We start from the raw sequence: 25,806 nt of genomic DNA, 5'->3' as shown, positions 1-25,806 counted from the left end.
CCATGCTCACCAGGCCGGACCGCGAGCGGGTGATCCCTGCCCGCTCGCGGACCCACCGGCTGTCCTCTTTGGACACCAAGGTGTCGCCGTACCTGTTCGTGGCGCCGTTCTTCGTGTTGTTCGGCGCCGTCGGTCTCTTCCCGTTGCTGTACACGGCCTACGTGTCGCTGTTCGACTGGGAGCTCGGCGCCGACGAGACACCGTTCGTCGGTCTCCAGAACTACGCGACACTGTTCACCGACAGCCAGTTCTGGAACGCGCTGTTCAACACCTTCAGCATCTTCCTGCTGTCCAGCGTCCCGCAGGTGATCGTCGCGGTCGTGCTCGCCGCTTTGCTCGCCGCGAACCTGCGGGCGCGCACGGCGTGGCGGATGGGCGTGCTGCTCCCCTACGTCGCCTCGCTGGTCGCGTTGACGATCATCTTCGGCAACCTGTTCGGGCCGCAGTACGGTCTGGTCAACGACGTGCTTGCGTTCGTCGGTCTGCCGCGGATCGACTGGCAGGCCAGCACGTTCGGCAGTCACGTCGCCATCGCCTCGATGGTCAACTGGCGGTGGACCGGCTACAACGCGCTGATCGTGCTCGCCGCGATGCTGGCGATCCCGCGCGAGGTGACTGAGGCCGCCGTGGTCGACGGGGCCGGGCCGGTGCGCCGGTTCTTCAGCATCACGCTGCCGATGCTGAAGCCGACGATCGTGTTCGTCGTGGTCACGTCGACGATCGGCGGGTTGCAGATCTTCACCGAGGCCAAGCTGTACGAACCGGCCGGCGGTAGCGGTGGCGGTGCGGAGCACCAGTACCAGACCGTCGTGCTCTACCTGTACCAGTCGGCCTTCCAGCACTTCGACCTCGGCTACGCGTCGGCGATCGCGTGGGTGCTGTTCATGATCATCATCCTGATCGCCGGACTGAACTTCTGGCTCACGAGGAGGGCGGTGAAGTGAGGCGTCCGTCCTTCGTGGTCTACGGGGTGCTGGCCGCGTTCATCCTCGGCTCGGCGTTCCCGTTCTACTGGTCGTACCTGGTGGCGAGCCGCGACAACTCGGTGCTGACCGGTGACTTCACGCTGATCCCCGGCGGGAACTTCTTCGCCAACGCGGCGCGGGTGTTCGACTCGATCCCGTTCTGGAAGGCGCTGGGCAACAGCTTCATCGTGTCCGGCACGGTGACGTTGTCCGTCGTGCTGCTGTCCACGCTGGCCGGTTTCGCGTTCGCCAAGCTGCGGTTCCGGGGTCGTGGCGTGCTGTTCCTGTTCGTGGTGGCGACGCTCGCGGTACCCACGCAGCTCGGCATCATCCCGCTGTACATGGCGATGGCGGAGTTCGGCTGGGCCGGCGAGCTGGAGGCCGTGATCGTGCCGAACCTCGTCACCGCGTTCGGTGTGTTCTGGATGCGGCAGTACCTGGTCGACGCCATCCCCGACGAGCTCGTCGAGGCCGCGCGGATGGACGGCTGCAGCCTGTGGCGGACCTTCTGGCACGTCGCGCTGCCCGCGGCCCGCCCGGCCGCCGCGATGCTGGGCGTGTTCACGTTCATGCAGTCGTGGAACGACTTCCTGTGGCCGTTGGTCGTGTTGAACGCCGACAACCCGACGCTCCAGGTGGCGCTGGAGAAGCTGCAGAGCGGCTACTACGTCGACTACTCGCTCGTGCTCGCCGGAACGACTCTGGCGACCGTTCCGGTCTTGATCGTGTTCTTGGTGCTCGGGCGGCAGATCGTCGCGGGCGTGATGCAGGGCGCTGTGAAGGGGTGAAGGTGGAGAAAATCGCTTTCCCGAACGGGTTTCTTTGGGGAGCCGCGACGGCTGCGTTCCAAGTGGAGGGTGCGACCGACGTGGACGGTCGCACCGACTCCATCTGGGACGCGTTCTGCCGCGTGCCGGGCAAGGTCGTGGGAGGGCACACCGGTGAGCCTGGTGCCGACCACTACCGGCGGTTCGAGCAGGACGTGAAGATGATGGCCGAGCTGGGCCTGCAGGCCTACCGGTTCTCGATCGCGTGGCCGCGGGTGCGGCCGGACGGCGGGGCGGTCAACCAGGCCGGGCTCGACTTCTACCGGCGGCTGATCGACACGTTGCTGGAGCACGACATCCGCCCGTGGCCGACGCTCTACCACTGGGACCTCCCGCAGAAGCTGGAAGACCTCGGCGGGTGGGCTTCCCGGGACACCGCGTTCCGGTTCGCCGAGTACGCCACCACGGTGATCGAGTCGCTGGGCGACCGGGTCAACGGCTGGACCACCATGAACGAGCCGTGGTGCTCGGCGTTCCTCGGTTACGCGGCGGGAGTCCACGCGCCCGGCCGCACCGAACCGGCTGCCGCGGCCGCCGCGGTGCACCACCTGTTGCTCGGCCACGGGCTGGCGGCCGGGGTGATCCGCGAACGTGGTGCGGAAGCCGGGATCACGCTCAACATGTACCCGATCATCCCGGCCGACCCGGACTCCGAGGCGGACCTGGACGTGGCGCGGCGGCTGGACGGCCTGCAGCAGCGGATCTTCCTGGACCCGTTGTTCCACGGCCGGTATCCGCAGGACGTCGTGGAGGACCTGGCACCGTTCGGGTTCTCCGAGATGGTCAAGGACGGCGACCTCGCGGTGATCTCCACGCCGCTCGACATGCTCGGCGTCAACTACTACACCGAGCACTACGTGAGTGCCGCGCCGGGCGAGACCGCGCCCTCGCCGTGGATCGGGGTCGGCGACCACTCGTTCCCGCGCCGGGACGCGCCGATCACGGACATGGGCTGGGAGGTGCGGCCGGACGGGCTCACCTCGGTGCTGCTGCGGGTGCACCAGGACTACCCGTCGATCCCCTTGTACATCACCGAGAACGGCGCCGCGTACCCCGACCAGCCGGGAGTCGACGACGCCGAACGCACCGCATACCTGGCCTCGCACCTGCGGGCCGCGCACACCGCCATCGCGGCCGGTGTGGACCTGCGGGGCTACTTCTGCTGGTCGCTGATGGACAACTTCGAGTGGGCCGAGGGCTACGCGAAGAGGTTCGGCATCGTGCACGTCGACTACGACACGCAGGTGCGCACACCGAAGATGAGTGCTCGCTGGTTCTCCGCCGTGGCACGCAGCAACGCCATCGCGTCATGACCCGGCGCCCCGGCATAGACGAGGTCGCCCGGCTGGCCGGGGTGTCGAAGTCCACCGTCTCCCGCGTCCTCAACGGCGCGCCGCACGTGAGCACACGGGCGCGGGAGGCGGTGCGGCGAGCCGTGATCCAGCTCGACTACACGCCGAACCAGGCCGCTCGGTCATTGGCCGGCCATCGGGCCAACGCGATCGCGTTGGTGGTCTCCGAACCGAGCGGCCGGGTGCTGGCCGACCCGTTCTTCGCCGGGGTGATGCGCGGGGTGCACGCCGAACTGGCCGGGCACCGCACGCAGCTGGTGCTGATGATGAGCCAGCCCGGCGACGTGGGCTCGTACCTGACCGGCGGGCACGTCGACGGCGCGTTGGTGATCAGTTCGCACGGCCACGACCCGCTGCTGTCGTTGTTGCACGACAACGGCTTGCCGGTCGTGGCAGGCGGACGGCCGCTGGCGGGCGGGCCGGTGCCGTACGTCGACTCGGACAACTTCACCGGCGCGGTGGAGGCGACCCAGCACCTGATCTCGTCGGGGCGCAAGCGGATCGCGACGATCGCCGGGCCGGTGGACATGGCGGTCGGGCTGGACCGGCTGTCCGGGTGGCGCCGCGCGATGTCCGGGCAGCGCACGGACCTGGTGGCGTACGGCGACTTCACGCCCGAAGGTGGTGCTTCGGCGATGACGTCGTTGCTGACTCGGGAACCTTCGTTGGACGGGGTGTTCGTGGCCGCGGACATCATGGCGCTCGGGGCGTTGCAGGTGCTGCACGCTGCTGGTCGCCGGGTGCCGGATGACGTTGCTGTGGTCGGGTTCGACGATTCGGTGCCCGCAGTGCCGCCGTTGACGACGGTGAAGCAGGACGTGGAGCGGTTCGGGCGAATGCTGACGTGGCGCCTTCTCGCCGAGATCGAGGGCGAGGAGGGGCTGCCGCCGTCGGTGCTGCTGCCTACCTCGCTGGTGGTGCGGACAAGCGCCTGATCAGCTCGATCACCTCGTCGACGTGCTCGCGGTGGGTGCGATGGCTGAGCACGCAGATCCTCAGGGTGAACCTCCCGCCGAGCCTGGTGCTGGACAGGAAGAACTTGCCGGAGTTGTTGATGTCCTTCAGGAGCTGCTCGCTGTCGGCGCTCCGGAACACCACGACGGTCAGGTCGGACGGGAGCACCTCGATGTGCTCCATCTTGGTGAGCTCGGCCCGCAGGTGGTCGGCCAGGTCGTGCTTCTCGTCGATCGCTTGCCGGAACGCCTTGACGCCGTGCAGGTGCAGCGGCAGCCAGATGCGCAGGCCGCGGAACTCCCGGGTGAGCTCCGGTCCCAGGTCCGAGTAGTCGGGGACGCCGGTGCCGTGGTCGAGGTCCTGCAGGTAGTCACCGTCTGCCACGTGGGCCGCGCGCAGCTTCGCCTCGTCGCGGACCAGCAGGACGCCGGTGCCGTACGGGAGGAAGAGGCTCTTGTGCGGGTCCCAGGCGATGGAATCGGCACGGTTGATGCCCTGGAGGATCGCGCGGCCTCGTTCGGTCAGCTGGAACGCGCCGCCGTACGCGCCGTCGACGTGGAACCACAGGTCTTCGCTGGACGCGAGGGTGGCGATGGCGTCCAGCGGGTCGACGATGCCGGTGCTGGTCGCGCCTGCCGTACCGATGACGAGGAACGGCTTCAGGCCGTTGGCGCGGTCTTCGGCGATCATGGCTTGGGCTTGGACGACGTCCATGCGCAGGTGTTCGTCGGTGGGGACGACGCGGATGCGCTCGGGTGGGAAGCCCGTGATGTGGGCGGCCTTCGAGACGCAGTGGTGGGTGTGCGGGGATACGTAGATGGTTCCGTTGGGGTCGTGGGTCTTCAGTCGATCTTGGCGGGCCGTGTGGACCGCCGAGAGAGTCGCGAGTGAGGCGCCGGTCGTGAAGATGCCGCCTGCGCCGCGGGGAAGGCCGAACTCGGTGCACAGCCAGCGGATGACGCTGTGCTCCATGGCGACGAGTGCTGGTGCGGTGGAGGCGACGCCGGTGTAGCGGTTGGTGGCCTGGGCGGCGAACTCGGCGAGCACCGAGCTGTAGAGGCCGCCTGCCGGGAAGTAGGCGAGGTAACGCGGGCCGGCGGTTTCCACGGCCTGTGCGGCGGCGTCGGCGAACTGGGCCAGCAGGTCGGCGAGTTCGCCGGGTGTTTCGGCCGGGGGTGGTGGCAGGAGGGCGGTACCCGGTGACGACGCGGGCGCGGTTTCCAGCCCGTCGATGAAGTTCTCGACGAAGGCGGTCACCGTCTTCGTCCACTCGGCCCTGGTTTCGCGGTCCGGCTGCAACATGAGCACACGGTACGCAGATCGCTGTACATCGGTGATCGTCGACGGTGCGTGACACTGCCGGCCTGATTTCACTCGAACGGCATACGCTCGGTAACACTTGGCGTAGTCGCTCGATGGTCCTGCCGTACGTGCCCCGGTTTGAGGGAGAGCGACAGTGATCGAGAACTCGGCCGCCGGTCTGGTGATGGTGCCCGGTGAGGTGACGGTGACCGTCACCGGCGAGGAGCACCACCAGGACGTGCTGGCCCGGTACGCCGTTCCGGCCGGTGTGACGCGGCAGGTCGCCGTGCACCTGACGTGGTGCATGATCGCGGCCGGGAAGCACCGCGGTCAGCGCGGCATCGAGGTGCGGCTCGACGGGTACCGGGTCGGTGAGCTGACTTTCCTGATGTCGCAACGGTATGCGCCGGTGCTGATGCACGTGGAGTCCGGCGGTGGTGCCACCGGGTGCCAGGCGTTGGTGCAGCGCGGCAACAACGGGTTGCTGCAGATCGTGTTGCGGATGCCGCGTGAGGTGCCCCGAGGTGCGGTGGTGCCGGTCGCGAGCTCTCGGTCGTGGATCGCGCCGGTGGCGATCGGGGCGGGCAGCCTGTTCGCGTTCTTCATCGCGATTGTTGTTGTCGGGGCGGTGGTGAGCGGGCCGACCAACGTGAACAAGGCCGCCGGGCTCACGTCCACGACCGCACCTGCCACTACGACCACGACCACGGCGCCGACCAGCACCACGACGACCACAACTACCACCACGACAACGACTACTACGACGACCACCACTCCCCCGGCGGTCGCGCAGCCGAAGCCGCAACCCCAGCCGCAGCCCAATCCGCAGCCCCAGCCAGCGCCGGCACCTCAGCCGAGCTGCCACGCGAGCTACAGCCCATGCGTCCCGATCGCGTCTGATGTCGACTGCGCCGGCGGCACCGGGAACGGGCCCGCGTACGTCACGGGCCCGATCCGCGTGATCGGTCCGGACGTTTACGACTTGGACAGGGACGGCAACGGAACCGGCTGCGAGTGACGTGGCATCAGCATGGGCTTGAACGACTCGCGGTAGGCCCACGCCAGGTAGAGCTCGGCGACCGCGAGCACCACGGCCACCGCGGCACCACTGGGCGCCAGCAGCACGTGGAAGCCGAAGATCCCGACCACGAGCGGTGCCAGCAGTGCCAGTGCGAGCGGCGCGAACCTGTTGACCAGCAACATGACTCCGGCCACGAGTTCAACGACCGCGGTGATGGGCATGATGAATCCGCTCTCGCCGAGCGCGGTGGCGAACGCCACCGCCTCGGCGGGCATGCCGTCCATCGACTGCGACCCCAGACCGAAGAGCTTGGTGAAGCCGGAGAACGCGAACAGCGCGCCGAAGAGGATGCGAACGGCAACGGTGAGGTACTTGATCGTCATGTGAACAGCATCAAATCTCCTGTTAAGTAGAGGTCAATGCCGTTCGCTCATCGCAGAATGGTTTGATTCCGGGGTGAAGATCCCTGGGGAAGTGCTACAGGCGGTCGGTCCCGACGCCGTCTGGTCGAGCGATCACGAAGGTCTGTCGAACTCGGCGTGGCGCGTCGGATCCTGTTACGTGAAGCGGGACGCGGCGGACGAGCACGAGCGTTTGCGCTGGCTGGGCACGCACTTCGAGGTGCCGGAGATCACGGCGTTCACGGACGGCTGGCTGGTGCTGGCCGATGTCGGCGCACCCTCACTGGCCGCGGTCGACCTGGTGCTCGCGGGCACGGTGATGGGCACCGTGCTGCGATCACTGCACGCGTTGCCGGTCGCCGAATGCCCGTTCGACGCGCGGATTCCCGTGGTGCTGGAGAAGGCGCGGCGCAACGTCGAGGCCGGCCTGGTCGACCCCGCAGACTTCGACGACGACCATCGCGACGCGACGCCGTCGGAACTGCTGGAGCACCTGGTCGCCACGGCACCTTCGGACGAGGATCTCGTGGTGGCGCACGGGGATTTCTGCCCGCCGAACGTGCTGCTGCGGCCGGACGGCTCGACGGTGCTGCTCGACGCCGGACGCCTCGGCGTGGCTGATCGGCATCACGACATCGCGTTGGCGCACCGGGAACTGGACGACGACGAGGAGGCCGTAGCCGCGTTCGACCGTGCCTACGGCCTCGTCCCCCGCCCGGAAAAGCTCTACTGGTACCGCTTGCTCGACGAGTTCTTCTGAGAACTCCTCACAGAATGATCTTGGAACAAGGTTGATCATCGCGGTGTTGATCACGGTGTGCGGAAGGGCCAGCAGCTTCCCTGGTGGTCCCGCGTCGTGCCGACCATCCGGGACGCAAGCGGCTGAACGACCGCACGCTGGTTCGCGACAAGGGCATCACACCGGCGATCGCTCGTCGCGGCGGTGAACACGGCTCCGGGCTGGGCGTGTACGGCTGGGTGGTCGAGCAGACCTTCGCGCTGCTGCACTGGTTTCACCGCCTGCGGATCCGCTGGGAGATCCGCGACGACATCCACGGATGTGCGTTGACAGCCCGGTGGTGGACCTCAGACTGGCTTGCGCCACACGGAGATGTGTTTCGCGGAGTCCTGGGTGAACGGAGCCTCGTCCCAGTCCGCGACGCGACGTTCCAGCTCAAGCCCAGCGAGCCGGGCCATCAGGTCGAGCTCTGCCGGCCAGGCGTACCGGTGCCGGGAGTTGTTGCGGCGGTAGCGACCGTCGTCGCCGTCGCGGGTGAAGTGGTGCGAAACGAGAATCTGCTCGACCAGGTCGAAGGTGTCGAAGCCGAGATGCTGCTCGGAGACGTCGAACGGCACCGCGACCTGGCCGGGCGGCAGGAACCGCAGCGGCGGCACACCCAGCTCGATGACGAATCGGCCGCCGGGCTCCAGATGCCGCGCGGCGTTGCGGAAGCACTCGACCTGCTCGTCCTGGGTGAGCAGGTTCGTGATGGTGTTGTAGACGAGATAGACCAGGGTGAACTCACCGGGAACGACGGTGGTGGCCATGTCCCCGATGACCACCGGGAGCGTGTCCTCGTCGATCTTGCGCCGCAGCACCGCGGCCATGTGCTCGGACAGTTCGACGCCCACCACCGGCACGCCGCGTTCCCGGAGCGGGACTCCCACTCGTCCGGTTCCGATGGCGAACTCCAGTGCCCGGCCGTCTCCGGCGAGCTCGGCGAGGAAGGCGAGAGTCGGTCCGAGAACGGCAGCCGAGAACAATTCGCTCTCCTGCGCGTCGTAGCGGTCGGCTGTCGCACGGGTCCACAGTGCACTACTCGTCACGGACAACCACTTTGCCGAGTGTCGAGGGCGCTGTCGACGCATTTACGCCGCGGCGCAGCGTGCACCGCCCACAACTCGTCGTCGCCTTCCACGGCTTCGGCCGAACCACCCTGGACCATCAGTCCCGGGGTGGTCCAACCTCCTTGGAGATCATTTCGTCAGGAGTTCCAAGCCCGCTCGTACGGCGTCTTCTCCCCCGCCTCGACCTCGAACGGCAGGTGGTTGCCTGCGGGAGGCAACGGGCAGGTGGCGAAGTCGGTGAACGCGCACGGCAGGTTCGTCGCTCGGTTGAAGTCGAGGACGATCTTGCCGTCGACCGGGGTCGCCGCGAGCGATCGGTTCGCCGCGTACGTGGTGACCCCGCTGGTCGCGTCGGTGAAGAGGATGCTCAACCCGCCGTTGCGGCCGTTGAACGCCGTCAGTGTGTGCTCGGCGCCGTTGTACGTGAACCGCACATGGCCCGGCGCCTCGTAGACGTGGCTAAGACCCTCCACGACCGCACCGACGGTCGTGGGAATCGGCGCGTCGAACGGCTCGTACACGCCGTCGAGCACCCACTTCTCATGCGGCCCATAGGAAGGCACGCCTCGGAAGTCCCGCAGCACCTCCGCCTTCGGGTCGTGCACGCGGATCAGGTAACCGCCGCGCCGGGCCACCTCTACCTCCACGTCGCCGACCGTGACACGCGCGCCGGCGCCGCTCTGGACGAGTTCGAACCGCGTCGGTTCCCCGTCGTTCTCCCAGTACGCCGCGTCGTCGTCCTGCCACCACACGCCCGGTAGGCCGTCATAGGCACGTGGGGTGGTCTCCAGCCAGTCGAGTGAGACGAGCGCAAGCCACCCGTACGGGTCGGCCAGCCCCTTCTCCCGCTCCGTCTTCCAGGTCTGCCAGTCCTCCGCGAAGCCGCTCATGTCCGTGCCAACGACCGTCCCCGTCGAGGGCTTCCCCGTTCCAAGGGGTGAGACGACCTACCATCCGCCCATGAAGCTGATCCTGGGGGCGCTGGTCATCGCTGTAGCGGTGACCGCGTGCAGCGCCACACCCGCTCCGGAAGCACCCCGAAGAACCGAGACCTCCACGACCGTCCCCGAGCCGGACTACGACTCGGACGAGTGGTGGGTGTGGTCGGACTACAGGTCGTTCGCCAAAGAACTCAGCAGCAAGCACGAGGACGCGGCGCTCAAGTGCACGCCTGACTCCTACACCTTCGCGGCGTCGTTGTTGCAGCACGCGGTGAACAGCACCGAAGCCCAACTCGCGCAGCTGCCCGTGGTGCACCGTCTGCAGGTGTACGAGATGAGGACCACGAACTCGGCGTTGGGCGTGTTCGACGAGGCCGGCGCGTTGAGGCTGCTGCTGGCGTCGTCCCGTGAGCTCGTGCCGCCGACCGACGTCAAGGAAATCAAGATCTCCGGGGAGCAGGCCACCGCGACGGCTGAGGTGCCTGGTCATGCCCCGGTCCAGGTCTCGTTCGCCCACGTCCCCAACGCGTGGCTCATCGACGTGAAGGCACTGTTCGACGCACTCAGTGCCACGGTGGAGCTGAACGGGCTGACCGCAGACCAGTACGTCGAGAAGAAGCTCGCGGAACGGCACGGAGGCCGTGCCGCTGAACTGCGCAAACCGATGAAGGCGTAGTCGCGCGTCCTGGTGTCGAACCAGGCACCCCAGGCTCATGAGGCCTCGGTGATCGCCGGATCCCGCGCGTTGGAGTGACCGACCGGACTCGCACCGGCTTCGACCAGGACCACAACCTGGCGCCTCGACTGCTTCGGCTTCGGTCACGGCTGCCCGTCGAGGACTCGAACCTCGATCTCCGCGTCCAGAGCGCGGCGTCCGTGCCAATTGGACCAACGGGCATCAAAAAAGCCGCCTCGTCGCGACGGCGACGGGACGGCTCCCCGGAACGTGTCCTCAGATCACGTCGGGGAGCACCAGTCGTGCTGATGTTGCATGTGCTGGATCACGGCTGGCTCCCTTCTCCGGTTCGTTGCGATCACTCTGACGGATCGTGTGGCGGTGCGGCAACGCATTATTCGAGCGTTGCAAAAGTTTGCAAGATTGAGGCGAGTTCTCAAGTAATCCTCATGTCGACTTGCGGAAAACTTTTGCAACGTCTTTCCTGGACCGCTGACACACCCCATCGGAAGGCAAGGACATGTCCCAGGACTGGTGGCGACACGCCGTCATCTACCAGGTCTACGTGCGCAGCTTCGCCGACTCGGACGGCGACGGCATCGGTGACCTGCCCGGCATCCGCTCACGCCTGCCCCACCTGAGGGACCTGGGCGTGGACGCGGTGTGGATCACGCCCTTCTACGCCTCGCCGATGGCCGACGGCGGGTACGACGTGGCGGACTACCGCGCGGTCGACCCGTTGTTCGGCGGGCTCGACGACGTGCGGTCGCTCGTCGACGACGCGCACGCGCTGGGCATCCGGGTGATCGTCGACATCGTGCCGAACCACAGCTCCGACCAGCACGCGTGGTTCCAGGAGGCGCTGGCCGGGCGTGGTCGTGAGCGCTACATCTTCCGCGAGGGCGTCGGGGACCAGCCGCCCAACGACTGGGAGTCGGTGTTCGGCGGGCCGGCGTGGACGCGGGTCGAGGACGGCTCCTGGTACCTGCACCTGTTCGCGCCGGAGCAGCCGGACCTGAACTGGGAGCTGCCAGAGGTGCGGGCGGAGTTCCGCGACGTGCTGCGGTTCTGGCTGGACCTCGGGGTCGACGGGTTCCGGGTGGACGTGGCGCACGGGATGATCAAGGCTCCCGGGCTGCCGGACATCGGTCACGCGGACCAGCTGAAGCTGCTGGGCACCGAGCCGTTGCCGTTCTTCGACCAGGACGGTGTGCACGAGATCCACCGCGAGTGGCGTGCCGTGGTGGACTCCTACGACGGTGAGCGCGTGCTGGTGGCCGAGGCGTGGACGCCTTCCGCTGAGCGCACCGCGATGTACCTGCGTGCCGATGAGATGCATCAGGCGTTCAACTTCCACTACCTGACCGCCGAGTGGGACTTCGAAGCGCTGCGTTCGGTCATCGACTCGTCGCTGGCCGCGGTGGCTCCCGTTGGGGCGCCTACTACGTGGGTGTTGTCCAACCACGACGTTCAACGGCACGTAACGCGGTACGGCGGCGGCGAGATCGGTGTGCGGCGGGCGCGCGCTGCTCTGGCGTTGATGCTGGCATTGCCGGGTTCGGTGTACCTGTACCAGGGCGAGGAGCTCGGCCTGCCGGAGGTGCTGGACCTGCCGGACGAGGTGCTGCAGGACCCGATGTGGGAGCGGTCCGGGCACACCGAACGCGGTCGTGACGGGTGTCGCGTGCCGTTGCCGTGGACGTCCACCGGTCCTTCGTTCGGGTTCGGCACGGGTGGGTCGTGGCTGCCGCAGCCGGCGGACTGGGCGAAGCTCAGCGTCGAGGCGCAGTCGGATGACCAGGACTCGATGTTGTCCTTCTACCGCAACGCTCTGCGCGCCCGCCGGGAGCACCCGGCGCTGGGTGCGGGCGATGGCGTGACGTGGGTGGACGGGCCTGCCGACGTGCTGTGGTTCGAGCGGCGTGCGGACGGACGGGGGATCGCCTGCGCGGTGAACCTGTCCGGTGAGGTCGTGCCGTTGCCCGATCCCGGCGCGGTGCTGCTCGCCTCGTCGTACTACGGGGTGCGCGACGGCCAGCTGCTGCTGCCGCCCGACACCGCGATCTGGTGGGAGATCTAACGGTTTGACCTGCAGTTTCGGGTGATCATCCGAAACTGTCAGACCCCCTGAGTACGGTCCGTGGACATCGACTTCGGACTCGGGTTCAGGGGGTTTGCCAGTGCGCAGGTGGGAGCTCGTCGCGAGTGGTTCGGCGAAGTTCTGGGAGATCGGGCGGGACGGTGCCGAGGTCACCGTCCGGTTCGGACGGCTGGGCACGACCGGCCAGACCCAGACCAAGGAGCTCCCCTCTGCGGAGGCGGCCGCGGCGCACGTCGCGAAGCTGGTGGCGGAGAAGGAGAAGAAGGGCTACAAGGCCGTCGCACCGGCTTCCGCAGCCGCTCCGGCCGCCCCCGCAGCCTCCGCCGTCCCCGCAGCCGCCGTCCCCGCAGCCTCCGCTCCCGCAGCCTCCGCCGCCCCCGCAGCCTCCGCCGTCCCCGCAGCCGCCGCCCCCGCAGCCTCCGCCGCCCCCGCCGCCCTCGCAGCCGCCGCTCCCGCAGCCTCCTCCGCCAACGCTGCCACCTCCGCCGCGACAGCGTCTCCCGCCGCTTCTGATCCCCCTGCCCCCGCTGCTCCCGCAGCCGCAGCCGCAGCCGCAGCGGCAGCGGCAGCGGCAGCGGCCACCGTCACCTCCCCCACCGAGCAGCCCGCCGCCACCTCCCCCACCAAGCCCACCGTCGTCGACGAGGACACGTGGGTGATGCCCGCGGCGTGGCTGGCGCAGGCGATGCCCCGCCACGACGTCCGGCCGGCGCCCGAGTTCGTGGTGGATTCCGCGCTGGCGCAGGAGTTCCGCGACCTCGTGGCGTCCACCGGCGAGAAGATCGCCGAGGTGCTGGCGCATCCGGAGTCCGATCCGGAGCTTGCTCGGGCATTACGCGACCAGCTCGACGGCCGGCCCGATCCACTCGGCGCCGCGGCGCTCGCGGCGGTGATCGGCGCGAACAAACTGCCGGTGCACTGGTGGATCGAGGAGTTCGGCCTCCCGTTCGCCGCAGCCGCCGCCGCGCACCACGGCACGATCCTCGTCGCGAACTGGAAGGACTGGCAGACCAAGGACTGGTACGGCTGGCACATCAAGCCGCACCAGCCGTACCACCTCGGCGACGGCACGTTCGAGGGCCAGGCCCTGGTGCTGGTCCGGACGGCGCTGGCCGCCGCGGACGCCGCCACGTACGAGGCGGCGGTCGTGGCGCTGGAGAAGGTCGGCACGACACCGTTCGGCTGGTCGGCGCGGGCCTTCCTCGCTCCGACGCGCCACGACTGGTTCGACGAGGCGAACGCCAGCGGTGTCGCGCCGTTCTGGATGTTGGTGACGGCGGCGAGCACGGCCGAGCAGCTCGGCCGGCTCGAGAACTGCCACCTGCTGTGGTCGCCGACGGGCGTGCACACCGCGCTGCTCTTGCTGGGTACCGAGATCGCGCCGGTGCTCGACCGGGAGCTCCGCGCGAAGGCCGAGTGGGTCGCGGACGGCCGCAAGCTGGCGCTCGACGTGCTGGCGGCGCTGCCGACCGACGAGGCGTTCCTGATGCTGCTGAGCCGCGTCCGGGAGCGGTACGTGCGCCCAGCGCTGTTCTCGGCGATGGACAGGTTCCCATCACGCGCCGCTCGGCTGCTGGCTCCGCGCGCGTCCGCCGACGCCGATGTCCGGCACCTGCTGCGCGTGCACCTGCTGACGCACCCGGATCTCGAAGTGCCGCCGGGGATCGCCGCGCTGGCCACGGTCACGGTGCCGGACGCGCCGGTCTCCGCACTTCCGCCCGTGCTGGCCGAGCCGCCGTGGACGAACCGCCGACCGCAGCCGAAACCGTTGGTGCTGAAGGACCTCCCGGCGCCCGCCGCGCAGATGGCGTGGCCGGAGGGCGAACGCGACGAGTGGCTCACCTACACCGGCTACTGGGCCAACCGGGAGTACAACTGGCCCGCGCTGGCCGCCGAGGTCCGCAGCGGCAACTCCCGTTATCACGACCACCAGCTGTTCACGATCGGTCCCGAGGAGCTCGCGCTGCCGCTGCTGACCGACTGGGTGCCGGACAACACGTGGGGCAGCGACAGCTGGGGCAAACGCATCGTCGCCCGCTTCGAGATGGCCGCGCTGCCCGCGATGTTCCGGCTGGCCGTGCGCGACCCGCAGGTGTCCGGCGTCATCCTGCTGCCCTACGCCACCGTCGAGGTCGCGGACCTGATGGCGGACTGGCTCGTCCGCCTCAAGAAGGCCCGCGTCTTCGCCAGCCGGTGGCTGGCCGCGCACGGCACGCTGGCCGCCCGCCTCCTGCTGCCGTCCGCGCTGGGGGTCGCCGGCGCACGCCGCCGCAACGCCGAGATCGCCCTGCGCCACCTGCACCTCGACCTGGGTGTCGACGTGGTGGAGGTCGCCGCCGAGCACGGCCCGAAGGCGTCCGCCGCCCTGCGCACGCTCATCGACGTCGACCCGGTCGACGTCCTGCCCGCCAAGCTGCCTTCGATCGGCGCCTGGGCCGACACCCGTCTCCTGCCACAGGTCCTGTTGGCCGACCGCAGCTCCGCCCTGCCGGCCGAAGCGGTCAGGAGCCTGATGATGACCGCCGCACTGTCCAAACCGGACGCCGTGTACGCCGGCCTGCCGCTCGCCCGCGAAGCCCTCGACCGCGAGTCGCTGGCGGAGTTCGCCTGGTCGCTCTTCGGCCGCTGGCAGGACGTCGACTCGCCGTCGAAGGACAGCTGGGTCCTCAGCGCGCTGGGTTGGTTCGGCGACGACGAGACAGTGCGCCGCCTCTCGCCCCTGATCCGCGCCTGGCCGGGCGAGAGCCAGCACGCCAGGGCCGTGGCCGGTCTCGACGTCCTGGCCCAGATCGGCACCGAGGTGGCGCTGACCCACCTCAACGGCATCGCCGAGAAGGCGAAGTTCAAGGCCCTCAAGGCCCGCGCCCAGGAAAAGGTCGCCCAGATCGCCGCCGAGCTGGGTCTGTCCCGCGACCAGCTGGCAGACCGCCTGGTGCCACGTCTGGGCCTCGACGAGGCCGCCACGCTGGTGATCGACTACGGCGAGCGCCAGTTCCGCGTCGGCTTCGACGAGCACCTCAAGCCGTACGTCCTGGACCCCGACGGCAAGCGCCGCAAGGACCTCCCGAAGCCAGGCACCCGCGACGACCAGGAACTGGCCCCCGCGGAGCACAAGCGCTACACGGCGTTGAAGAAGGACGTCCGCACCATCGCCGCCGACCAGATCCACCGCCTGGAACGCGCCATGGTCGACCAGCGCACGTGGACCGCCGAGGAGTTCCACGCGGTCCTGGCCGCCCACCCCCTGCTCTGGCACCTGGTCCGCCGCCTGGTCTGGATCACCGACGAGGGCCTTTCCTTCCGCCTGGCCGAAGACCGCACCCTCGCGAACGCCGAGGACGACGAGTTCACCCTCACCGACACCGCCACCGTCCGCGTGGCCCACCCGGTCGACCTGGCCGACACCCTCACCACCTGGGGCGAGGTCTTCGCCGACTACGAGATCCTGCAACCGTTCCCGCAGCTGGGCCGCCCCACCCACGCCTTCACCCCGGGCGAGGACCAGATCCCGCAACTCGCCAGGTACCTGGACCACGACCTGCCCGTTGGCAAGATCCTGAGCCTCACCAAACGAGGCTGGGTCCGCGGCGAACCGCAGGACGGCGGCGTCGAGTGCTGGATCACCCGCCCGCTCCCCGACGGAGGCGCCCTGGTGGCCGGCCTGGAACCGGGCATCGCGGTGGGCGCCGTGGACATCTTCCCCGAGGTCAAGCTGACCGACGTGTGGTTCTCCCCCACCGGTGAGGGCGACTACTGCGCCCCGAAGAACGGCGGCCCGACCGGTCTCGACGTGGACCCGATCACCGCCTCCGAACTCCTCTCCGAGCTGGAGTCCCTCCGCTCGTAACCGTTGCACGACCCTGAAATCCGAGATCTGTCCCAGGAGGTACGGCAGTGCGCAGGTGGGAGCTCGTCGCCGAGCTGGAGTCGTTACTCGGGTGATCACTCAAGGCGTCTGAGCAGTTCTTTAAGCTGACCATAAAGAATTGTCAGACCTCCTGAGTACTGTCCGCGGAAACCAACTCCGGTAGCTACCCAGGGAGAAGACAGTGCGCAGGTGGGAACTCGTCGCGAACGGCTCGGCGAAGTTCTGGGAGGTCGAGCAGGACGGCACCGCCGTGACCGTCCGCTTCGGACGGCTGGGCACCTCCGGCCAGACCCAGACCAAGGAGCTCGCGTCCCAGGAAGCCGCCGAGGCGCACCTCGCGAAACTGGTGGCGGACAAGGAGAAGAAGGGCTACCGCGAGACCGGGACGAAGACTCCCTCGCCCGTCGCCAGCAAGCCCGCTGCCGTCGACGAGGACACCTGGGTGGTGCCCAGACCGTGGTTACGCGACGTCGTGCGGCAACGCGGATGCGACCCGGCACCGGAGTTCACCGTCGACGCCGAGCTGGCGGCCCAGGCGCGGCAGAAGGTCGCAGACCAGGCTGAGGCGATCGAACGAGCGTTGGCCACGAAGGGCTCGAAGGCAGAGCTGGTGGACGCGGCGCGTGAACATCTCGCCGGACGGCCCAATCCCGTTGGGGCGGCCGCGATCGCGGCCATCACGCAGTACGACCCGTCCACGCTCCACGCCTGGATCGCCGACCACGGACTCGTCTTCGCGGTCACCGCGACCGTCGAGCTGATGGGGGTGGCCTACTCCGAGCAGTGGGACGACCGACGCGGCAAGTGGACGAGCATCGCTCTGCAGCACCGGCGCGACCGCTACGACTCGGAGCCCAACCATCCCGACGGCCGGATCCTCACCGCTGCCCGGTACGCCCTCGCGGTGGCGGACGACGCCACACGCGAGGCCACCGAGGCCGCACTCGACGAGCTGCACCCGACGGACATGGTGAGGGAGGCGCGGGCGTACCTGGTGCCATCGCGGGCGGACTGGTTCGCCCAGGCCTGCAAGCAGCGGTGGACGCAGAGCCGCTCGTGGACGCTGCCGTGCAGTGCAGGCGACATCAAGGCCTACGCGCAGCAGGACCAGCAGCTGACCGGCTCGGCTTCCGTGCTGTACACGGCGGCGTACGTGCTGGGCCCGGCCATCGCGCCGATGCTCGCGGAGGAGCTCGACGAAGGCTACGGCACCTCGGACCGCCGCAAGCAGGCGTTCAAGGTTCTGGCGGCGTTGCCCACCGACGAGGCGTTCACGATCCTGCTCGACCGCCTGGACGCGCGCCACGTGCGTCCGGCGCTGCAGGCCGCGATGGCCGCGTTCCCGGCGCGGGCCGTGCGGCTGATGGCGGAACGCGTGTCGGACAACGAAGAGGTCAAGCAGCTGCTGACCGCGCATCTGCTGTCGAACCCGCACCTCACCGCACCCGCCGAGGTGGCCGCGACACTGGCCGAGTCCGAAGCCAACACCCTGCCGGAAGCCCCGGCGGACCAGGTGCCGCCGCTGCTGGCCTCGCCGCCGTGGCTCAACCGCAGGCCGGCGACGAAACCTGTCGTGCTGAACGACCTTCCGGTGCCGGCCGGCTCGGTGCGGTGGCTGCCGGGCGAGGAAGAGGAGTGGCTGAAGGAGTACAGCCAGGGCTGGTACGCGAACAGCCACAACTGGCGGAAGCTGCTCAAGGAGTACGAAGCCGGCACCATCGGCTACCACGACAACGACCTGTTCCTCACCGCCCCGGCGGACGAGGTGCGGCACCTGCTGGCGGAGTGGCGGCCGAACTGGACCACCGGCGCCGACGACTGGGGCAGGAAGATCGCCGCCAAGTTCGGTCTCGACGCCGTGCCCGCACTCGTGCGGCTCGCCCAGGCCGCCCCGGCGACGAACGGGCTGGTGCTGATGCCGTTCGCCACCGTCGAGGTCGCCGCCGTGATGGCCGCCTGGTTCACCAAGACCAAGCAGCCGAAGCGGTGGGCCGTCGAGTGGCTGGCCCGCCACCGCGACCTGGCCGCCCGTCTCCTCATCCCCGCGGCCGCGGGGAAGGCGGGAACCGCGCGCCGCAACGCCGAAATGACCCTGCGCCACCTGCACAGCACGGGTGTGGACGTCCAGGCCGTCGCCGCATCGTGCGGCGCGCAGGCCGCGATCGACGTCGTGCTGTCCGTGGATCCGCTCGACGTCCTGCCCGCCAAGCTGCCCGTGATCGGCGACTGGGCGGACACCCGGTTGCTGCCCCAGGTGCTGCTGCGCGACCGCAAGCACGCCCTGGCCGCGGAAGCCGCGCGCCACCTGCTGATGATGGCCGCACTGTCCAAGCCGGACGAGGTCTACGCCGGGCTGCCGGTGGTCCGGGAAGCGCTTGACCCGATTTCGCTGGCCGCGTTCGCCTGGGAGGTCTTCCAGGCCTGGGACAAGGCCGGCGCACCGTCCAAGGAAGGCTGGGCGCTGAGCGCGCTCGGCTGGTTCGGCGACGACTCCACGGTTCGCGCGCTGTCCCCGCTGATCCGCGACTGGCCGGGCGCGGGCCTGCACGCGAGGGCCGTCGCGGGCCTCGACGTCCTCGCCGAGATCGGCACCGAGATCGCACTGTCCCACCTGAACGGCATCGCCGAGAAGGTGTCGTTCAAGGGCCTCAAGACCAAAGCCCAGGAGAAGGTCACCCAGATCGCCACCGGACTGGGCCTCTCGCGCGACCAGCTGTCCGACCGTCTCGTGCCCCGCCTGGGCCTCGACGACGCCGCGACCCTCGTGATCGACTACGGGCCCCGCCAGTTCACCGTCGGGTTCGACGAGCAGCTCAAGCCCTTCGTTCTCGACCCGGACGGCAAGCGCCGCAAGGACCTCCCGAAGCCGGGCGCCAAGGACGACCAGGACCTCGCGCCACTCGAACACAAGCGGTACGCGACGCTGAAGAAGGACGTCCGCACCATCGCGTCCGACCAGATCAAGCGCCTCGAACGGGCCATGGCCGACCGGCGCACCTGGACCGTCGAGGAGTTCCAGACGGTGCTCGTGGCGCACCCGTTGCTCTGGCACCTGGTCCGCCGCCTGATCTGGATCACCGACGGGAACGTCTCCTTCCGCCTGGCGGAGGACAGGACCCTGGCAGGCGTCGAGGACGACCAGCTCACCCTCGCCGAGGGCACCGCGGTCCGCGTCGCGCACGCGGCAGAGCTCGGCGACGAGCTCGAAACCTGGAGCGAGCTGCTCGCCGACTACGAGATCCTCCAGCCCTTCCCGCAGCTGGGCCGCCCGGTGCACGTGCTGCCCTCCGGCGAGGATCTCCTGCTGAGGCTGAAGAAGTACTGCCACACCCCGTACCCGTTCGGCAAGATCCTCGGCCTCACCAAGAGGGGCTGGCTTCGCGGCCGGCCGCAGGACGCCGGCGTCGAGTGCTGGATGACCCGCCCGGTCGCGAGCGGCGGCGCGCTCGTCGTCAGGCTCGACCCCGGCATCGTGGTGGGCCTCGTCGACGAGTACCCGGAGATCTCGTTCACCGATGTGTGGTTCTCGCCCAGCGGCGAGGGCGAGTGGTCGGCCCCGAAGGACGCTCCCACCAGGATCGAGCTCGACCCGGTCACGATCTCAGAACTGCTTTCCGAACTGGAGTCCCTGCACTCATGACCAGCACCCAGACGACGCAGCGACCGCCGGCCGAGGTCCGGTACGCCGACGAGCTCGCCCGGCTCCGCGACGCCGACAGCGCGCCCAAGCCGCCGGGCTGGGCGTTGAGCCTGGACGCCGCGCGCCGGTTCGTGGTGGGCGACGAGAAACGTGGCATCACCAAGAAGTTCGTCGGCGATCCGTCCCTTGTGGACAGAGCGCTGGTCACGCTGGCGACCAGCCGCGGGCTGATGCTGGTGGGTGAACCGGGCACGGCCAAGTCGTTGCTGTCCGAGCTGATCGCGGCGGCGGTGTGCGGGGAGTCGACGCTCACCATCCAGGGCGGCGCGGCGACCACCGAGGACCAGATCAAGTACTCGTGGAACTACGCGCTCCTCGTCGCGGAGGGGCCGTCGCCGCGCTCGCTCGTGCCGGCGCCGATGTTGCGGGGCATGGCCGAGGGCAAGGTGGTGCGGTTCGAGGAGATCACGCGCTGCCCGTTGGAGGTCCAGGACTGCATGCTGTCGATGCTCTCGGACCGCGTCATGGCGATCGGTGAGCTGAACGGCCCGGACGGCATGGTGTTCGCGCAGGACGGGTTCAACGTGATCGCCACGGCGAACACCCGCGACCGCGGTGTGAACGAGATGAGCGCCGCGCTGAAGCGGCGGTTCAACTTCGAGACGGTGTTCCCGATCGCGGACTTCGACACCGAGCTCGCGCTGGTCGAGCAGGAGGCGGCGAAGCTGCTGGAACGATCGGGTGTCGAGCTCGCGCCGAAGCGGGACGTGCTCGAGGTGCTCGTCAGGACGTTCCGCGATCTGCGGGAGGGCAACGACCGGCTCACCACCGTGATGAGCACCGCGGAAGCCGTGTCCGTGGCGCACGCGGTGGGGCTGCGCGGGTGGTTCCTGCGCGGCGAGGCCGGGACAGCGGCGGACGTCGTGGAGTGCCTGGCCGGGACGGCGGCCAAGGACAACGCGGAGGACCTGGCCCGGCTCAGGAGGTACCTGGAGCAGCACGCGCCGAGGCGCAAGGGGCAGCAGTGGCAGGCGCTGCACCAGGCCCGGCACCTGCTGCCCGGCTGATGGGTGCCAAAGTGATGGATCCGGTGTTCGTCGGCGTCCGGCACCACAGTCCCGCCTGTGCCCGGCTGGTCGCCGCCACGATCGAGGAGCAGCGGCCCGCGTACGTGCTGATCGAGGGCCCGGCCGACTTCAACGAGCGCATCGACGAGTTGCTGCTGGGACACGAGCTTCCGGTGGCGTTGTTCAGCTACTCGGACCAGCACGCGTCGTGGTCGCCGTTCTGCGACTACTCGCCGGAGTGGGTGGCGATCACCGAGGGGCGCCGGCACCACGCCGAGGTGCGGTTCATCGACCTGCCCGCGTGGCACGAGGCGTTCCACGACGTCAGCAACAGGTACGCCGACGCCGAGCTGCGGTACGCCGAGGTCGTCGAGCGGCTGTGCGTCGAGTTCGCGGTCGACAACGTGGACGTGCTGTGGGACCACCTCTTCGAGTCCGACGAGGCACCCGAGGCGCTCGACCAGTACTTCGACCTTCTCCGGGGAACAGCCACCGCGGACGACGGTGACGCGGCGCGCGAGGAGTACATGGCGAGCTGGGTGCGGGCGGCGGTCGCGGACGCGGGCGACCGGCCGGTCGTGGTCGTCACCGGCGGCTTCCACACGCCGGCGCTCAAGGCCAAGCTCGACGGCGGCACGGAGTGGCCGGAGGTGCCCGAACGCGAGAGGGGCGCCAGCTACCTCGTGCCGTACTCGCACGCGCGGCTGGACGCGTTCACCGGCTACCAGTCCGGCATGCCGTCGCCCGGCTACTACCAGCAGGTCTGGGAGACCGGATCCGGGCGGGCGGCGGACTGGCTGGTCGAGTCGGTCGCGACGCGGCTGCGCAGGAGGCAGCAGCCGGTGTCGACGGCGGACCTGATCGCGGCGCGCACGCAGGCCGGCGCCCTGGCCCGGTTGCGCGGCCACGAGAACCTGACGCGCACCGACGTGCTCGACGGGCTGACCAGCGCGTTGATCTCCGAGGACCTGACGCAACCCCCGCCGTGGACGCGCCGCGGCACGCTGCAGCCGGGCGCGCACCCGGCGTTGATCGAGATGCTCGGGGCGCTGCGGGGCGACAAGGTCGGGCAGCTGCATCCGGACACGCCCGCGCCGCCGCTGGTCAACGGCGTGCAGGAGCTGCTCCGCACGCACGGCCTGGACGGGGAGGGCAAGGTCGCGCTCGACCTCACGAACGCGGAAGCGTTGGAGCGCAGCAGGATCCTGCACCGGCTGCGAGTGCTGCGGATTCCCGGTTTCGAACGCACGAGCGGGCCGTCGGAGAGCGCTGCGCCGCAGCTGGACGAGCAGTGGGTGCTCAGGCCGTGCGAGGAGCGGCTGGCGGCGTTGATCGAGGCCGCGGAAAACGGTGCCACGCTGGAGGAAGCGGCCGGGGTGGCGCTCGAACGCCGGTCCCGGCAGGCGCAGCTGGAGCAGCTGGCCGCAATCCTGTTCGACGCGGTGCTGTGCGGGATCACGGCGTTGTCCGGCCGGGTCAAGGAGTCGCTCAGCGAAGGCGTGCGGGTGACGGGTGATCTCGTGGCGCTGGGCCACGTCCTGGGCGGTGTGCTCGGGCTGTGGCGGCACGACAGGTTGTTCGGCACGGCGAAGGACTCGTTGCTGGGCGAGGTGATCGACGCGGGCACGGCCAGGGTGCTGTGGCTGATCGAGGGCCTGCACGGCGGCCCGGCCCCGGCGGACGCGGGCCGGCTGCGGACCATGGCGGCGACCAGGGACGCGGTGCTGCACGCGAAAGCGGCGCTGTCACTGGACACGGTGGACGTTGCGGGCGTGGCGACCCGCGTGAGCAACGACGCGGAGGCCCCGCCAGATCTGCGCGGCGCTGCCCTCGGACTCGCCTGGACGTTGGGCGCGCAGCCGGACGTGCGGAAGGTGCGCGGGATCGAGGCGCTCGGCGACTGGCTCGCCGGGTTGTTCGCCGTGGCACGCGAGGAGGTGCTCGCCAGCCCGGAGCTGGTCGGGGTGCTGGACGAGATCGTCAGCTCCATGACCGGCGAGGAGTTCCTCGTGGCGCTCCCGGCGTTGCGGCTCGCGTTCAGCTACTTCCCGCCCAGAGAACGGGAGACCATCGCGGCGACCGTCCTCGCGCACCGCGATCTCGACGGAGACGCGCGGAGCCTCACCCGCGTCAGCGTGGACCCGATGATCGTGGCGGAGGCGATGGCCGTGGAGGCTCGCGTCGACGCGTTGCTGGTGAAGGGCGGCCTGGCATGACGGACCTGGAACGCTGGCGGCTGATCCTCGGCGAACCCGCCACCGGCTGCACCGGCCGCCTGCAGGGCGACGCGGCCAGGCAGGACGCGGCGCTGGAGTGGCTCTACGGGCGAGATCCCGACCTGGCCGAGCGCGGCGTGCGCAAGGCCGGCAGCGGTGACTCGGTGCTGCAGACCGTCGACTGGCTCGACGAGGTGCACCACCTGTTCCCCCGCGAGACGATCGAACGCCTGGAGCGCGACGCGGTCGAACGCTACGAGATCACCGACGTCGTGACGGATCCCGATGTGCTGCAACGGATCGAGCCGAACCCGGCATTGCTGCGCGCGGTGCTGCGGACCAAGCACCTGATGAACCCGGCGGTGCTCGCGATGGCGCGCAAGATCGTCGAGGCCGTCGTCAGGCAGCTGATGGAGAAGCTCAAGACCGAGGTGCGCACAGCGTTCAACGGCACCAGGTCACGCCGGCCGAGCATCCACCGCAACTCCCGCAACTTCGACTTCCGCGCCACGATCCGGGCGAACCTCAAGCGCTACCAACCAGAAGAGCGCAAGCTGGCGATCGAGCACGCGAAGTTCTTCTCCCGCACGCGCAAGCACGTCGAGCAGTGGCAGATGATCCTGCTGGTCGACCAGTCCGGTTCGATGGTCAGCTCGGTGATCCACTCGGCCGTCACCGCCGCCTGCCTCTGGGGCCTGCCGGGGCTGCGCACGCACCTCATCGCCTTCGACACCAACGTCGTGGATCTGACGTCGGACGTGACCGACCCGGTCGAGTTGCTGATGAAGGTGCAGCTGGGCGGCGGCACGGACATCGCCAAGGCAACGGCGTACGGAGCCGGCCTGGTCGACAACCCGCGCCGCGCGATCGTGGCGATCATCAGCGACTTCTACGAGGGCGGCAGCGAAGAACGCCTGGTCCGCACGGTCAAAGGCCTGGCAGAGCAGGGCACGCACGTCCTGTGCCTGGCAGCGCTGGACGAGGAAGCGAACCCGGACTACGACCGCGCACTGGGCAAGCGCCTGGCGAACGCGGGCGCCCACGTCGGCGCGATGACCCCCGGCCAACTAGCGGAATTCGTTGCGGAGAGACTCGCGTGACCAGACCAGACCTGCTGGCCCTGACCCCGGACGCACTGGCCGCCCTGGCCAACCGCGGCCTGGTGAAACGCGCCGCCAAGGAACTGGACGCCGGCGCCGTCCCCGCACTCGACACCGACCCGACCGGCACCGTCCAGGGCAAGTTCCCCGACGGCACAACGACCACCCTGCCCCCGAACACCACCCTCGACGCCGCCGAGTGCAGCTGCGGCGCAACAGGCGTCTGCCGCCACCGCATCGCCGTGGTCCTCACCTACCAACGCGTCACCGAAACCTCCACCCCGGCCTCCCTGTGGTCACCGGCCACCGTGACCGACGAGGACCTGGCCGCCCTCATGGGCGAACGCACCCTGCGCCGTGCCCGCCGGGCGTTGCAGGCGGGCTACCGCGCCAAACTCCGCCACCCGACAACGGAAGACCAAACCGCCCAGGCCGAACTCCCCACCTGCACGGTGACGTTCCTGGTACCGGGCGACCTGTCCTACGTGCACACGGACGCCGTGAACCGCGACGAGGCGATGGCGCTGGCGGTGTGGGCCTTCCGCGAGGCGGACACAACCGGCACCGACACCGTGGACGTGGGCGGATCCCCCACCACCGCAACAGATCTGACCGCCGTAACCGACCTGCTCGACCAACTGCTGCTGGACGGCGCCACCAACGCCAGCGAGGTGCTGGACGCCGCCTGGCACCGCCTCCACCGCGACCTGACCGCCCAACGCCTGCACTGGCCGGCCGCGGTGATCACCGACCTGCTCGCCCAACTCACCGCCTACCGCACCAGAAGCGCGGACTACGCGGCCGAACAGTTCGCCGCTTTGTTGACCGAACTACACGCCCGCACCACAGCAACCGGGCCGCGCACTGAAATCCTGGGCCCTGACGAGCCCGCGGAAACACCGCTCAAACGCGTCCGCCTCACCGCTCTGGGCGCCCGCCTGCGCACCGCCACCACAGCCGACGTGTACTTCGCGTCCGGCGACGTGGTGCTGGTCCAGCGCGACACTCCCCTGCGCACCGGCAAGCGCCTGGCAGCCTCGAACGTCGTCTCCGAGTCGGCAACCCGCAGCGCAAGCCGAGCCGTGACGCTGAAAACCAGCCGCGTGGCCAAGACCTCGCTGACCCCCGTCGGCACCGCCTGGGACCACCTCCCGCAAGCGCTGGTGATCGACGACTACGCCGCAGCCGCCGCGCACCTGGCCGAGTTGCCGCCACGCCAGGTCCGCGCTCGGGTCGAGGCCGAACTGGTCCGCGCGGTCCGAGTCACCGAGGTGACCGACCTGGCCTACGACCCTGCGGCCCAACGGCTGACAGCCACCTTGCGCTGCTCCACGCCGCACCACAACCTTGGCGGCGCCGGCGCGACCGGACCAAGCACTCACGACGCCACCGCACCGCATGACCTTGCCGCCCCGCACGACCCCGCCGCGCCACACACGCCCACCGCACCACACGACCCCACCGCGTCGCACGACCCCACCGCGCCACACAGCCCCACCACGCCACATGACCCCACCACGCCACACA

The 25,806-nt window shown here is 69.5% G+C and carries 18 protein-coding genes, 1 tRNA gene and 1 pseudogene; 15 read left to right on the top strand and 5 right to left on the bottom strand.

Annotated features, from left to right (window positions below):
* Positions 1-2: 2 nt before the first annotated feature.
* Genes LFM09_RS38680 through LFM09_RS38665 form a run of 4 tightly spaced genes read left to right on the top strand, consistent with a single transcriptional unit; the run spans position 3 to position 4,079 of the window.
* Entirely contained in the window at positions 3-944 is a 942-nt protein-coding gene (locus tag LFM09_RS38680; protein WP_414101673.1) for a carbohydrate ABC transporter permease, read from the top strand.
* Positions 941-1,753 (top strand): carbohydrate ABC transporter permease, encoded by an 813-nt coding sequence (locus LFM09_RS38675; RefSeq protein ID WP_414101592.1) that lies wholly within the window; start codon positions 941-943, stop codon positions 1,751-1,753. The genes LFM09_RS38680 and LFM09_RS38675 overlap by 4 nt, the downstream gene beginning before the upstream one ends.
* Before the next feature lie 2 nt (positions 1,754-1,755).
* Complete coding sequence (locus LFM09_RS38670; protein ID WP_414101591.1) at positions 1,756-3,105, top strand: GH1 family beta-glucosidase; 1,350 nt, start codon at positions 1,756-1,758, stop codon at positions 3,103-3,105.
* Complete coding sequence (locus LFM09_RS38665) at positions 3,102-4,079, top strand: LacI family DNA-binding transcriptional regulator (RefSeq protein WP_414101590.1); 978 nt, start codon at positions 3,102-3,104, stop codon at positions 4,077-4,079. Before LFM09_RS38670 ends, LFM09_RS38665 begins: the two co-directional genes overlap by 4 nt.
* Here LFM09_RS38665 and LFM09_RS38660 read toward each other — a convergent pair.
* Entirely contained in the window at positions 4,048-5,400 is a 1,353-nt protein-coding gene (locus tag LFM09_RS38660; protein ID WP_414101589.1) for a pyridoxal phosphate-dependent decarboxylase family protein, read from the bottom strand. The genes LFM09_RS38665 and LFM09_RS38660 overlap by 32 nt on opposite strands.
* Before the next feature lie 154 nt (positions 5,401-5,554).
* Here LFM09_RS38660 and LFM09_RS38655 point away from each other — a divergent pair, with 154 nt between their 5' ends.
* Positions 5,555-6,418, top strand: coding sequence for a hypothetical protein (locus tag LFM09_RS38655; RefSeq protein ID WP_414101588.1), 864 nt, complete (start codon positions 5,555-5,557; stop codon positions 6,416-6,418).
* Here the strand turns inward: LFM09_RS38655 and LFM09_RS38650 are convergent.
* A complete protein-coding gene (locus LFM09_RS38650; RefSeq protein WP_414101587.1) occupies positions 6,376-6,804 on the bottom strand; it encodes a DoxX family membrane protein in 429 nt (142 codons plus the stop codon). The genes LFM09_RS38655 and LFM09_RS38650 overlap by 43 nt on opposite strands.
* A 178-nt stretch (positions 6,805-6,982) precedes the next feature.
* Between LFM09_RS38650 and LFM09_RS38645 the strand changes: the two genes are divergently transcribed.
* Positions 6,983-7,582, top strand: coding sequence for an aminoglycoside 3'-phosphotransferase (locus tag LFM09_RS38645; protein ID WP_414101586.1), 600 nt, complete (start codon positions 6,983-6,985; stop codon positions 7,580-7,582).
* Between the two features lie 131 nt (positions 7,583-7,713).
* Positions 7,714-7,890, top strand: a pseudogene (locus LFM09_RS38640) (IS5/IS1182 family transposase); the annotation flags it as partial.
* Between the two features lie 18 nt (positions 7,891-7,908).
* Here LFM09_RS38640 and LFM09_RS38635 read toward each other — a convergent pair.
* Together LFM09_RS38635 and LFM09_RS38630 are read right to left on the bottom strand one after the other, a co-directional pair.
* Positions 7,909-8,649, bottom strand: coding sequence for a class I SAM-dependent DNA methyltransferase (locus tag LFM09_RS38635; RefSeq protein WP_414101585.1), 741 nt, complete (start codon positions 8,647-8,649; stop codon positions 7,909-7,911).
* Positions 8,650-8,807: 158 nt separating this feature from the next.
* The gene (locus LFM09_RS38630) at positions 8,808-9,560 is read right to left on the bottom strand and encodes a DUF1684 domain-containing protein (protein WP_414101584.1); all 753 of its coding nucleotides are present in this window, start codon (positions 9,558-9,560) and stop codon (positions 8,808-8,810) included.
* Positions 9,561-9,630: 70 nt separating this feature from the next.
* Here LFM09_RS38630 and LFM09_RS38625 point away from each other — a divergent pair, with 70 nt between their 5' ends.
* Positions 9,631-10,287, top strand: a complete 657-nt coding sequence (locus LFM09_RS38625) for a hypothetical protein (protein WP_414101583.1) — start codon at positions 9,631-9,633, stop codon at positions 10,285-10,287.
* Between the two features lie 149 nt (positions 10,288-10,436).
* Here LFM09_RS38625 and LFM09_RS38620 read toward each other — a convergent pair.
* Positions 10,437-10,509 (bottom strand) — tRNA-Gln (locus tag LFM09_RS38620).
* A 298-nt stretch (positions 10,510-10,807) separates the two neighbouring features.
* On the opposite strand from LFM09_RS38620, the gene LFM09_RS38615 reads away from it, so the two are divergent.
* From LFM09_RS38615 to LFM09_RS38585, 7 genes are all read left to right on the top strand, one after another.
* The gene (locus tag LFM09_RS38615) at positions 10,808-12,367 is read left to right on the top strand and encodes a glycoside hydrolase family 13 protein (protein ID WP_414101582.1); all 1,560 of its coding nucleotides are present in this window, start codon (positions 10,808-10,810) and stop codon (positions 12,365-12,367) included.
* A 100-nt stretch (positions 12,368-12,467) separates the two neighbouring features.
* Complete coding sequence (locus LFM09_RS38610; RefSeq protein WP_414101581.1) at positions 12,468-16,235, top strand: DUF4132 domain-containing protein; 3,768 nt, start codon at positions 12,468-12,470, stop codon at positions 16,233-16,235.
* A gap of 202 nt (positions 16,236-16,437) precedes the next feature.
* On the top strand, positions 16,438-19,896 hold the full coding sequence (locus LFM09_RS38605; protein ID WP_414101580.1) for a WGR and DUF4132 domain-containing protein: 3,459 nt from the start codon (positions 16,438-16,440) through the stop codon (positions 19,894-19,896).
* Positions 19,893-20,963, top strand: a complete 1,071-nt coding sequence (locus LFM09_RS38600; protein WP_414101579.1) for an ATP-binding protein — start codon at positions 19,893-19,895, stop codon at positions 20,961-20,963. Before LFM09_RS38605 ends, LFM09_RS38600 begins: the two co-directional genes overlap by 4 nt.
* Positions 20,963-23,179, top strand: a complete 2,217-nt coding sequence (locus LFM09_RS38595) for a DUF5682 family protein (protein WP_414101578.1) — start codon at positions 20,963-20,965, stop codon at positions 23,177-23,179. Before LFM09_RS38600 ends, LFM09_RS38595 begins: the two co-directional genes overlap by 1 nt.
* A complete protein-coding gene (locus tag LFM09_RS38590) occupies positions 23,176-24,279 on the top strand; it encodes a VWA domain-containing protein (protein ID WP_414101577.1) in 1,104 nt (367 codons plus the stop codon). Before LFM09_RS38595 ends, LFM09_RS38590 begins: the two co-directional genes overlap by 4 nt.
* Positions 24,276-25,806 (top strand): hypothetical protein (locus LFM09_RS38585; RefSeq protein ID WP_414101576.1); only part of this gene is annotated, 1,531 nt, incomplete at its 3' end. The genes LFM09_RS38590 and LFM09_RS38585, both read left to right, overlap by 4 nt.

Source organism: Lentzea alba (genome assembly GCF_047445655.1).
GTDB classification, from domain to species: Bacteria; Actinomycetota; Actinomycetes; order Mycobacteriales; family Pseudonocardiaceae; genus Lentzea; species Lentzea alba_A.
The sequence above is the reverse complement of the archived record's forward strand: the minus strand, read 5'-3'. Positions and strand labels throughout refer to the sequence as shown.